Here is a 12506-nt window from a genome sequence, read left to right on the forward strand (position 1 = left end):
AGCGCCGGGCTTGTTACGCTAAGAAATGTAACTTGCGTCTCACCCAAAGGTCACAAAATCACTTTTCGCGCATGCGCATGATTTGCTTATGCACTCAATGCAAGTCTAGGTGAAGACGATCCAGTTCCGCTGTGGGTGATCTGAAACTGATTGATCAGTTCCTCGAGCCGCTGCGCCTCTGTCACAAGGCGCTGCCCCTGGGCAAAGGACATGTCTACCATGCCCGCATTTTTTTGCGTAACTTCATCGAGCATATTAATGCCAACGTTGATTTCGGTCAGCCCGGTTGCCTGTTCGGCCGATCGTGATGTGATTTCACTGATTAGCTGTGAGACGCTGTCCACGGCGGCGACGATTTTGACCAGGGCATCGCCAGCATGATTGACAAGCTTGGTGCCCTCGGCGACCTCGCTGGTGCTTTTCTCAATAAGGTCAGAGACCTCCCGTGCGGCTTCGGATGATCGTTGTGCAAGCGCGCGCACTTCAGAGGCGACCACGGCAAAGCCGCGTCCCGCTTCACCGGCGCGGGCGGCCTCTACACCAGCATTGAGCGCCAGGAGGTTGGTTTGAAAGGAAATATCCGAAATGACATCGGTGATTTGGGATATCTGGGCGGAGGATTCCTCTATTCTGCCCATAGCCATCACAGCATCGCTGACAACCGCTTCGCTGGCTTTTGCCTCTTGCCTGGCCTGCTGCACGGTGTGATCAACTTCCTTATTTTGTTCGGCCGATGATTTGATGCTGACGGTAAGCTCGTCTAAGGCCGCAGCAGATTGTTCCAGCGTGGCCGCTTGGTTTGCGGTTCGTTCTGACAAGTCTTGAGAAGCATTGTTAATCTTGCCGACGCCACTTTCAACCGCTTTGGCTGCTGATATGACGTGCTGCATTGTCTCTTCGAGACGGTCAAGGGTCGTATTGAAATTCAGACGCAAGGGTTCATAGCTGTCTTTGAATTTCTGGTTCAGACGCTTATCAAGATTTCCATCAGCTAAGGCCTTCAGCGCATTTGATAAGGTTGTAACAACCAGTTCCTGTTCTGCGTTTTCCTGTGCGGTGCGGACCGCGGTCTCATGATCCCTTTCAATCGTATCGCGAAAGACATTGAGCGCACGCGCCATTTGCCCCAATTCATGCTTATGCTCGCGACCTTCGATCATGACGCTCGTGTTTCCATCGGCCAACGCTTGTGTGGTTTTTGCAAGTGTCCGCAAAGGTACCGTGACCCAACGGCCAATCGCAAAGGCAATCAAAATTGCCAGAATAAATGCGGCGCCCCCGATCATTGGTGTCAGGCTAAGAACCCGGTCCACAACTGATTGCCCCGCTGCGCCGAGGTTTTCTTGCGTTGTTACGATGCGGCTCACGGCGGCCTCAAGACTCTGCTTCATTGCCGGACCAACAACATCAAGCACAGCTTCGTTCGCTTCGCCGACCATATTCCAATCGGCTTGGGTCACGTCCAGACTGTCCTTCAAGGCTGTTATAGCAGCTAAGCCCGCTTCAACATGCGTTGCGACCTCAACCATCCACGGCTCTTCCGTCGACCCACCAGAGCTATCCATTTCACGCAGCGATGCGCTTGCCTCGTCAAATGCTATATTGCTGGCTTCAAGTTGGGATGGATCGCCATTGGCAACGTAACGTTCTGCCGCTTCATGCCCCAATTGCAGGTTTGTCAGGATTGTTGTCCGCTGCGTACTTTCCGCCAAAATGTCATTGAAACTTTGCCCCGGTCGGCCCACATTTTCGAGCTCCCACAACGCCGCGATAACGGCGTCGTAATGTGCTTGGACCTGCGTGGCCGTTTGTGTGATCTTGGACCTGAGCCGCACGGTTTCATTAAACGCAGATTGATATTGCACCGCCATAGACGCAACATTCGCGATTTCGGACTGGACTGCTTCAGGTGCGGTCGCGACAAGCGGATCAGTTGCTTTCACCGCTACAGCGTCAAAATTTCGCCGCACCTCCGCATCTAGAGCATCGCTCGGCGTTATGCGGTATTTTAGGGCCGCCGCGCGCCCATCAACGATATCACTTACCAAACCGCTGATGAGCAGTGTCTGTTGGGTTGTCGATCGGTAGTCCTGATAGCTTTTGCCCAGTTGGTTTACCGCGACATAGGCCATCCCGGCGAGGGACAGTATGGCGCAGGTCAATAACGCGTAGCCAATATTTATACGGTTCGTGACGGAAATCGACGACATGTGGGCAGCCTATCAGTGGTGTTCGATAGGTGACCCTAGCCCCATGAGATTGAGATTGGGTGAATGCCTTTGAGGATAAGGCCAAGCACCTGATCTATCAGGCTTCACGAAACGCATTTTGTTGACCGTAATAGGACCGATGCCAATTGACATAAGCGCGGGCTCCGTCGCCGATCTCAGTCTGAGGCGTGTATCCTGTCAATGCATGTAGCAGCCTGTTTTCCGCCCAAGTCGCTTGTACGTCTCCGGGCTGCATCGGGAGCATGTTCTTCTCTGCCGTGATACCACAAGCCTGTTCAATCGCTTCGATAAAGGCCCCAAGCTGTACGGGATGGCCATTCCCGATATTCACGACACGCCACGGCGCAACCGGTGAAAGGCTGTCTTTCTCAGTTGTTGCCCCCTGCCCCGGAATGGCGTCAAACAGCAGAAAGATTGCCCGTACCAAATCGCCCACATATGTAAAATCGCGCATCATATCGCCGTGATTGAACACGTTGATTGGCCGCCCTTCGAGGATGGCCTGCGTGAAAAGGTAAGGCGACATGTCCGGTCGACCCCACGGGCCATAGACTGTAAAGAAGCGAAATATTGTGGTCGGGATATCAAATAGATGCGCGTAGCTATGCGACATCGCTTCGGTCGCTTTCTTGGTCGCCGCATAATAGGACATTGGCAGATCGACCTTGTCCAATTCCCCGTAAGGCATCGCCGTATTCGCCCCGTAAACCGAGCTGGTCGAGGCCATCAGCAAATGTTGCGGCGGATGCGCGCGGGCAGCTTCAAGCAGTTCGAAAGAGCCGATCAGATTAGACTGCGTATAACTACGCGGGTTTTCTATTGAGTGACGGACGCCCGCTTGGGCAGCAAGATGCACGACGATGTCGGGTCTATGTTTGGCAAAAACATCCAAGAGAAACCCAGCATCTTCGACAGAGCCGACGATACCAGTGTAACACGCATCACCCAAAAGCTGCGACTCTCTAGCCGATTTCAAGCCGGGATCGTAATAATCATTGTGATTATCAATACCGATCACCCGGTGCCCCTGCCCCAGTAAAAGCTGGGATAAATGAAAACCGATGAACCCGGCCGCACCTGTTACAAGCACCGTTTGGTCAGACATCAGTCCACCTCAAACAGATCGCGGGTAAAGACCTTATCCGCGACGTCGCGAATATCGTCGGTAACCCGGTTTGCGAGGATCAAATCCGCACCATCCTTAAAACTTTCCAGATCCTTGACCACCTCACTGTGAAAGAAATGATCTGCATCAAGCACGGGCTCGTAAACCGTGCAGGTAATGCCCTTTGCCTTGATCCGCTTCATAATGCCCTGGATCGAGCTGTCGCGGAAATTGTCAGAACCGGCTTTCATAACCAGCCGGTAAACCCCTACTGTCTTTGGGTTTTTCGCGATGATCTGATCGGCGATAAAGTCCTTACGGGTGCGGTTGCTGTCAACAATTGCAGCAATCAAATTCTGGGGTACTTGATCGTAATTGGACAACAACTGCTTGGTGTCTTTGGGTAAGCAATAGCCCCCATAACCAAATGAAGGGTTATTGTAGTGGCCGCCAATACGCGGATCGAGGCTGACCCCCTCAATCACTTCACGCGCATCCAAGTCATGGGCGATGGCATAGCTGTCTAGCTCGTTAAAATAGGCGACGCGCATCGCAAGAAATGTGTTGGCAAACAGCTTGATTGCCTCTGCTTCCGTCGCTTTGGTGAACAGGACGGGCATGTCCTTTCGGATCGCACCGTCGACCAAGAGCTGTGCAAATTGCCGGCCTGCCTCGGTATGCGCGCCAACAACGATCCGTGAGGGGTGCAAATTATCCTCAAGCGCCCGCCCTTCGCGGAGGAATTCTGGGGAAAAGATGATGTGATCATAGTTAAAGTCATCTTTTAGCTTTCGCGTGAAACCCACTGGAACCGTTGACTTAATGACGATGACCGCTTCCGGTGCGACGTCGCGCGCTTGAGCCACCACAGCCTCAACACTTCTGGTGTCAAAAAGGTTGGTCTTGGGATCGTAATTTGTAGGTGTTGCCACAAGAATGAACGCAGCATCCTTCATCGCATCCACAGCATTGGTCGTTGCTGACAGATCCAGATGCGTATCCGCAAGATAGCCATCCGTCAGAGGATCTTCGACTGTTGAGCGGCCCTTATTGATCGCTTCAACCCTGGTCTCGTCAATATCAAAGGCTACGACAGTGTTTTGCTGCGCCAGCAAAATCGCATTGGAAAGCCCGACATACCCCAACCCAGCAACAGCAATTTTCATAGCAGGCGAACCCTTCCACGAGACGATGCGCGCTTGATTACAGGAAGCCGTTCCAATCAACAATCCGTTTGTCAGCCCAGTGGCGTGATATCGTCAGGACTGAAGGGCGGTTCGTCGCCAAAGATATCCACATATCTTTCGAGCCCCTTGGTAAGACGCGATTGGCGTTTGGTAAATGCCTCTGGCGTCTCGGTCAGATCGGCTGGCAACTCGTAGGCGAATGGTAAGGCCGCAAGGACCGGGTCCGCCCGCAAAAGCAGGTCGGTCGTCGGGGCATTGGTTAGGCGGTAGGCCGTGTCCGGCTGCATTGAAATTTGCACCAACCTGCGGCTGTTGAATGGCGATAGAAAGAACGCATGATGCTGCCCAGGGAACAAGGTTCCAAGCACATTTGGAACCCGAGTTTCAAACAACATCATGTCAACTGAACGATTCCGAGCATTTACAGGAAGATCGTCGTAGTACTTCCAGAAGAAGGACTCGAAAGCATGAATGTGCTCTCTTTTGGATACACTGCGACCGGCCAGCCGCATTTGCCTTATCTGCCAGTCTGGTTTCGCCCGCTGTTTCAGGTTGGAGGTGACAATATATTGCCCTCTCAAAATATTTGTATGATGGCCGCGCATGACCACGGAGTCGGCTTTCACATTCAAGAAAAGCCCATTCTCAATTTCCTTCGGAGTAGATGCAAAGACCCCTGAAGCTATTCGAAATTGTCGTCCTGCAAGGCGTCTAATGTATCGCTTTACAGTAATTTTTTTTCTGTCGTGCACCTCATGGCTTACTTTCTTCGCCTGACATAGAGACGCGGCAACCTGCGCGTCGCGTCTATTTGCATAGTTGTTTATGTGGGAGAAAACTTGGTCAATGTTTTCGAGAACACCATCACCAGCCAGCGCCATCAATATGCGACTGTCGTTCCCTCCCGACAAAGGCAGAGATGTGTGGCCCAATGTTGTCATGCGACTCATTATCGCGCGTATCGCTAAAATTATTTCGTCATAGATGGGCTGATTGCTGCTCTCCGGAGCTGAGAATATGTCGCTTTCGCGAGGCCAAAACCGTTTTGTTTCGAGGCTATCTAGCTCTAGACGGTGGTTAGCGTTCATTCGGTGAACGCCGGTATCACACGTATGCGAAAAACCATAGCTTCCGTCGCCTGCTTGAACCCTATCGTGATCATAAAGCGGGTGCCATTCTACCGGGCGGTCAATACATAAGAACGTGCTAGAGGCGACGCGCCCGGTCTCTGGTGCATAAACAGCACCGATCATCCCGACAGGGTCACAATGAAAATAGGTGCGATCAGACAAATGCGTGATCAGGGCGTATCGTCCTGAAAGGATAGGCAGATAGCCTTCAAGCGCATCCAAGGCCTGCGCAGCAGTGCTGTCAAAATTTTCGGCAAAATATTCTTCTGGCAGGCTGCCGTTGTGATCGACCGCGATACCCAGGCAAACCCCAAATCGGACGCCATTTCGGTCCAACAGCGGCACCCGGCGCAATGCTTCGCCCGAGCTGACCCAGAAGCCGCCGCAAGTGCCGGTGATAAAGCCCGGCAGACTTTGCGGGGTCGGACTAATCACATATTGATAGCGGAAGGTTTATGTAAAGCTGATATTATTGTCGCTGCAAAGCTGTCGAGCATATGTGGTCAAACGCTGTGGCCTTTGTCGGTTTCGTCACGCGGTTTTAAGCTGCAAAACGCCTTGATGCCAGTCTTCGCGTGCCATTGACGGAATAATCCATCGAGACTACGCAAACAGCTATCCCCGCAACGGCTAAATTGCGCTATGCGAAGTGGTGTTGATGAGAACCCCTTTCGAACCCGGCAATTTGTTGGACATTATCTCGAGCGGGTCATCCGCTATACACTACTCGAGAAGGTTTGAGCACCGGGCCGTCTATCTGATCTCACGCGGTAGCGGTGATCATAATGCATTGTTCGGTCGCTTCTGCGCGGCGATGCCTCTGCCAACCGCCATCATACATTTGTGTCTGTCTGCCGATCAGAGCTTTGCCCGTGCCCAGGCGCGTCTTCAGGAGCGGGACAAATCGGGTCAATCGCCTGAGTTCATTGCACGCAGGATCACCAAAGCACATGGCGATGTTCAGACATTGGCCCATCGTCAAAACCTTCTCTTGCGCGCCAGAAAAAACATGACGGCGCGCGGTGTACCAGTTATTCAAATCGCAACTGATGGTGATCTTGATACGGCGATCGCCGAGACAGCAGCTGCCTTGCGGCCTGTGTTAATGTCAAAAAGCCTCGCTCAACCGCAGCCAAAATAGGACGCTGATCGCAGGCTGAGCGCTTAGTCCAAACCTGCCAATCCTCGCCGGACCGCCCGGTTTGGGTTTTTCTTGAGGATATGCGCACCCAGCGACCGGGCCAGCGGTAGATGCCCCTTTGCAACCGTGCGATTGAACAATTCACGTTGATACCGGACCGATCCTTTGCGGGCGCGCAGCAATTTGTAGTAATCAAGCGGGCTTAGAGTCCCATCCAACGCCCCAAGGATGATTGGGCTGAGTATCCCCATCTGATTGAGTGAGCTTCCCAACCTATGCCCCAGCAACGGTGCGCGCAGATGTGTGACGTTGTCATTTGTGAAGCGTGCTGCATGTTGGGCATCAAGTGGCTCATACGGATCATAAAGGATCGACACGCGCCGCGCGGCCCGGCTGACGGTGGCTGCATCGCCGTATGGGCCTGTAAAGTCCCGTTTCCAAACGACTTTATAGCGCGTCTCCCAAGGTACGACGGTTTTGTCGACGGTTGATTGGGGGGATATCGCAACCACGTCGCAACCCGGTGCGGAGGGTGAAAACGCGCAGGCTGCATAGCCCCCCATTGACGCACCGTAAAAGACGACGCGTTTGAATTGATCAAAGAAACCATCGGCTTTCAGCTGGTCGAACTGATCATAGACCCAAGGTTCGCGATACCACGTCCAGCCACCGGCCAAGACGCCAAGCATCGACCAGCCCTGATCTTTGATAAAGCTATAGCCCCATGGCCGCCGGTCCGTCCGTTTGGTCATCGCAATATCCAGATTGTCAAATGTGACAACCAGCGTATCCATGCTGCGCCGCGTGTAGAGGAAACTATGACCATTGGTTCCAGGTCGATACCAGCCGTCCTGCCCTGCCAGCTCGGTCGCAATCTGATCCCATCCCGCCTCTGCATCGGCCGGTTCCGGCGGCTTTGGGGTCACACAAACCCGTGTGATCTGGGCAGCACCATCGGTGCGGGTCGAGAGCTGATCGGCCTTCCCCACATTGCGCAAAAACGGAAACGCGCCCGAGCCTTTGCGGATGTCCATGAAAAGCCGGGTATTGGAATGCAAACAGTGATCTACGAATTTCTGCAAAAACCCGGTTTTATATTGATCGCCGAAGCCCGACAGATTGCACAGCACATCAACCGGGCGCAGATCTGCTGCGTCGTTGACAATCTGGATACGGGTTTCGTCAACATCATTTGAGACAAGAAAGGCCGTATAATCGGGGATCCAAGCTGCGGGCTCTTCGCCGATCACGCCGCGCCGGTTGGTGTTTACCAGCTGAATATCGCAGTCAAACTTGTGATGCAGCGCCAGTACAAATGACCGTGCCCCACCTGAGATATCTGCCACAACTGAAACGTCATCAATATCCAGCGCCTCTATCAAGCCCGCATCAAAAGTGGCCGTGCCGCGCCCCTTGATCGGTGCCAAGTGGGGGTTGATCCCATGCTTTTCAATCAGCTTTTCAAGATAGCTGCCCTTGGGCGGAATACCATCATGCAGCCGGCCCAGCTGACGTTTATTCGAGGCCCAAAGATGCAATGCGGTGGTTTCATCCGTCATCAGACCTTCTGCCACAGTGCTTTTACGCAGAAATTTCAGCCGCTCGCGAAACGTGATTGGATAAAATGCGTTGAGCGGCATCACCTTATCCTGCAGCCCTAGCGCATGGACATAGTGGGTAATCATCAGCGGCCCCCAAACACCCCATGGCTGTTCAGAGACATGTTGCGGTTTGCCAGCCGCAGCCAGTTTGCGCATTTTGGCTTGCCGCCCTTTTGGCAAGAAAGGCGCGATTGAGCTGCGATCTTCGGTAAATGCCAGCATCTGGGTCAGCATGTCGCTATCCGCAGGTAGTCCCAGCACCGCATTATTGACCCTATGTTCGCCCGGAAGCTCAAAGCCCATTACATAATCACTGTCGTAATCCATTGGCCGATGACAATAGACGTCGGTGTCGATCCAGATCATCCCCGGGTTTTGATGGATCATATGCAGCCGGAACCAATCCGCGAATAAGGCGTAGCTGTTCTTTTGTTCGTATTTGATGAAATCATCGGTATCGATAATCTCGCGCCCATCGCGGCGGATAACGCCCGCCGGAACGTTGGGGATATCTTCATAGGAAAACAGCGTGATCTTTTGGCCCTTATCAACAAAGGATTTCAGGCAAAGCTGTTCCATCCAACTTAGCGCGCCCCCGATCCAAAGCGTGCCGACCTCGCGTGTGCGTGTCATGTGTTATTCCTTGTTTGCACGGCCAAGATCATTCAAGAACGCAGCAAATGATTGACCAATCAGATCGTAACCTCAAGACCCGGGATCGCTTTGCGTTCATGAAACCACTGTTCCAATTGCTGTGTTGCCTCAATGACGCCTGAGGTCATCACACGCCGCCTTGCCGGTCGCAAGATGGATAATTGCGTCCTGCTTGATGCCGTTGAACGGGTTGAGGGCGATAGCCGTCTTGTCAGTTTGTTTTTTGAAGCAGATGTGCTGGGCACGACCATCACGCCCCCAAAAGGCGCAGAATTGATCCATACGCGCGTGATCGGCGGCGCACCGATACAAACCTACCGCGTGCCCCAAGGCGTCAAACCGGTCTTCGCCTTTGCCGATCAAAGCGTCACGCTGACATTGGCCGAGACGGAAACAGACCTGTTTGAGGGTGAGAATGCCATCCTGGCCACCCGCAATGGCGAAAGCGCCGAGACGGTGCTGGATTGGCTCAGCTATCATCAGCAGCAGCAGGGGCTTCAATCTGCCGTCATCCTTGACCGTGCAAAGCCCGGCAGTGACACAGCATTTGCCAAAAAGTTGCAGGTCGGTCTGCGCAAGCAAAAAATGCCGTGCAAAGTCGTCTTGGTCAGCAGTGACCTACCGCTTGGCAAACGGGATCTTCCCGCAGAAGCCCATCCATTTTGCGTCCCAGAGGCACCTGGCAAAGACAGAATGACAGTGCCCGCCCCGGCCCCGTGGGCCGCACCCTTGGCCGCGTTGACCTGGTTTGAGATTGCGAAAACCCGTTTTTTGGCCGAGGCCCGGGCTGTCGCACATGTTGATGTACATGACCTGATCCCAAAACAGAATGACACCGTTTTTGACGCGGCCATTGCCGCCAAAGAAGGCGTGATCCCATTGACTGGGCAGCATTGCTACCCATGGCGGGTGCGCAGCGGTAAGCGGACGCTTTTTGCCGATCATATCTGCGTGCAATTCGATGCGTCAGGCGGGCGCACGCGTTGGTGTATCGCCCCAGCAAAGGCCCCCACGGATGCGGTTTGGCGAATGCTGCGGATTGGCAATGCAACTGCAGACCCCGAACACCGCCAAGCGTTTTACCGGCATATGGCACTGCGTCATCCGACCGACAGCATTTCAAAGATCGTGCCCAAAACATCATTGATCGAAGATCAGGCCCTACTATCTCAGGCCCGCGATTATTTCGGCCATGACCCAATCCGCGTGCCAAAACTGGCTGCCATCAAACTGCCTGAAGGGCGCGGCCGCCGGGCGATTGTGACGACCATGAAAAATGAAGGGCCGTTCATTCTGGAATGGCTGGCCTACCACCGAGCCATCGGATTTGACGATATTCTTGTCTATACGAATGATTGTGACGATGGCACCGACGTCATGCTTGAGCTGCTGATGCGCAAAGGCTTTGTTCAACATCGGGTGAACCAGTTCCGCAAAATGGACCTGAAGCCACAGCATGCCGCCTTGCAAATGGCAGAGGATGAGCCGCTTATTCAGCAAGCGAAATGGGTCACCTGCATCGATGTTGATGAATATGTGAACATTAAGACGGGTGACGGCACGCTGGATGCTCTCTTTGCGGCCGTTCCCGATGCAAACATGATCGCGATGACCTGGCGACTTTTTGGCAACGCTGATGTGCATGATTTTACCGACGAGCCGATTACGCGCCAGTTCCTGCACTGCGCGCCTGAGCTTGCCCGAAAACCGCATCAGGCCTGGGGTTTTAAGACACTCTTTGCCAATAACGGGATCTTTAAAAAACTCGGCGTACATAGGCCCAAAGGGCTGAACCCGCAGCTATGGGAAGACATCCATTGGGTAAATGGGTCAGGTGTGCCCCTGCCCCGCGACATGTTCCGCAATGGCTGGCGCTCAACAACCGAAACTTACGGCTATGATTTGGTGCAGCTAAATCATTATGCCGTGCGCTCGGCCGAGAGTTTTCTGGTTAAGCGGGATCGGGGCCGGGTCAACCATGTGGATCGTGATCAGGGCCTGTCCTATTGGTTTCGTATGAACCATAATGTCATGCAAGATCGCTCAATCCAGTCGCGATTGCCGATGATGCAGGCCCAGTTGAACAGGCTGATGGATGACCCAGAAATTGCCGCAGCGCATGCACATGCGGTTGCCTGCCATCGCGCCAAAATCACAGCGTTGCGCCAGGCGACGAACTACGCTGCGTTTTTTGAGGTACTCACCAGCCCGCGTATGGAGCAACTATCGCGCTTGCTGCCGCATTTCGGGGCCAACGTGTTTCTTTCCGGTCCAGACGTTATTCCCGATGAAATCCTTGAGCGGGATCCAGATGCCGATTGGTTTTTTACCGTCGAAATGCAAGGTGAGACGACGCATTAAAGCGGCTTATCCTCTTCAGCCCTGGCGCGGCGCTCTGCCTGCAGCTTTCGAACAACACCCAGCTGGCGTAACAATTGGCGCTGCATCTGCATCGGTAAAACCTTGGTCGGTGGCATCTGCTGCAGCCGTGCCATCAGGTAAAAACTGTCGCTCTGGCGCATCAACTCGGCGATTTTCGCCTTGCGCCAGGCAACGCCCGCATCATGAAGACGGGCCGTTTCTGCATCGCTGCGCAGATCCGCGAGGCGCTCTTCAACTGCCGGAAGGTGGCGCAGGATGCGTTTGTCTTCCATGTCGTTGAAATTTCGGTCTGCCCAATAGGCCAGATCAATCGGATCGCTGCTGTGGTTTGGCTTTCCTCGGGCGGATTTAACCAAAAAGCTGTCCATCGCGCCGACGGCATAATGGTTGATCTGGGCCAATGCGTAGCGATCGCCCGTGGTTAGGGCCACCGTACCTGGAACAGCCGGCATTGCAGCGCCGTTGCCATCCACCCAATGCCCGGCTTTTTCCCTTTCCCGGATGCGGGGCTTGTGCACCCCCAACCGGTCATATCGCGGATCGTTTCGATAAAGGGATTTGAACTGCACCGCGCGCCACGGCCACAGCAGCCGCTCTGGAGCCGCTCTGGTGAATTGCCCTAAAATAGGCGCGTCTTCGAAAGCCTGCACGCCGTTATTGCCGAACATGCGCCAAGGAATTGCAAAGCCTTCGGCATCTGGCGCCGCTGCCATCAAATCATGCAAATGGCCGCCACCTGCATGAATACACAAAAATTCATCAACATCCGCGACATAGACCCAATCGGCATTCTGGGCCAATACGTGATTACGGGCTTTGCTGAGCGCCCGCCATTGAACCGTCTTCTTACCGCCCGCATGATTGCGCACATGACTGATGATGCCACGCGCTTCCAGCCGATCAAGCAGCAAATCCGTGCCGTCTGCGCAATCATTGCTGTAGATCAGAAAATCGGTCACCCCAATGTGCTGATGGTAGGCGATCCATTCGAGCACAAACGGGGCCTCATTTCGCATCGTCGTGATGACTAGAACGCGCATGATTTTGGGGCTCCGATCAACAGTTTGCGCTGCTT

General features: G+C 53.8%; 7 protein-coding genes. 1 reads left to right on the plus strand and 6 read right to left on the minus strand.

The features are described 5' to 3' along the window. Positions 1-86: 86 nt before the first annotated feature. The 5 genes from AABB29_RS16380 to AABB29_RS16400 all read right to left on the minus strand — a co-directional run bounded on the left by AABB29_RS16380 (position 87) and on the right by AABB29_RS16400 (position 9028). Positions 87-2210: a HAMP domain-containing methyl-accepting chemotaxis protein gene (locus tag AABB29_RS16380; protein WP_341365895.1), complete on the minus strand. Its 2124-nt coding sequence runs from the start codon at positions 2208-2210 to the stop codon at positions 87-89. 97 nt (positions 2211-2307) lie between these two features. Then, positions 2308-3336: an NAD-dependent epimerase/dehydratase family protein gene (locus AABB29_RS16385; protein WP_341365894.1), complete on the minus strand. Its 1029-nt coding sequence runs from the start codon at positions 3334-3336 to the stop codon at positions 2308-2310. Further along, a complete protein-coding gene (locus AABB29_RS16390) occupies positions 3336-4502 on the minus strand; it encodes a nucleotide sugar dehydrogenase (protein ID WP_341365893.1) in 1167 nt (388 codons plus the stop codon). The genes AABB29_RS16385 and AABB29_RS16390 overlap by 1 nt, the downstream gene beginning before the upstream one ends. Before the next feature lie 71 nt (positions 4503-4573). Then, positions 4574-6088, minus strand: coding sequence for a hypothetical protein (locus tag AABB29_RS16395; RefSeq protein WP_341365892.1), 1515 nt, complete (start codon positions 6086-6088; stop codon positions 4574-4576). 729 nt (positions 6089-6817) lie between these two features. After that, positions 6818-9028 (minus strand): hypothetical protein, encoded by a 2211-nt coding sequence (locus AABB29_RS16400; RefSeq protein WP_341365891.1) that lies wholly within the window; start codon positions 9026-9028, stop codon positions 6818-6820. 174 nt (positions 9029-9202) lie between these two features. Here AABB29_RS16400 and AABB29_RS16405 point away from each other — a divergent pair, with 174 nt between their 5' ends. Continuing rightward, positions 9203-11410 carry a glycosyltransferase family 2 protein gene (locus tag AABB29_RS16405; RefSeq protein WP_341365890.1) on the plus strand — a complete coding sequence of 736 codons (2208 nt, stop codon included), beginning with the start codon at positions 9203-9205 and terminating at the stop codon, positions 11408-11410. On the opposite strand, the gene AABB29_RS16410 is transcribed toward AABB29_RS16405, so the two are convergent. Continuing rightward, complete coding sequence (locus AABB29_RS16410) at positions 11407-12471, minus strand: glycosyltransferase family 2 protein (RefSeq protein ID WP_341365889.1); 1065 nt, start codon at positions 12469-12471, stop codon at positions 11407-11409. The two genes, AABB29_RS16405 and AABB29_RS16410, sit on opposite strands and share 4 nt — an antisense overlap. Positions 12472-12506 lie beyond the last annotated feature (35 nt).

The organism is Yoonia sp. BS5-3 (genome assembly GCF_038069655.2).
GTDB classification, from domain to species: Bacteria; Pseudomonadota; Alphaproteobacteria; order Rhodobacterales; family Rhodobacteraceae; genus Yoonia; species Yoonia phaeophyticola.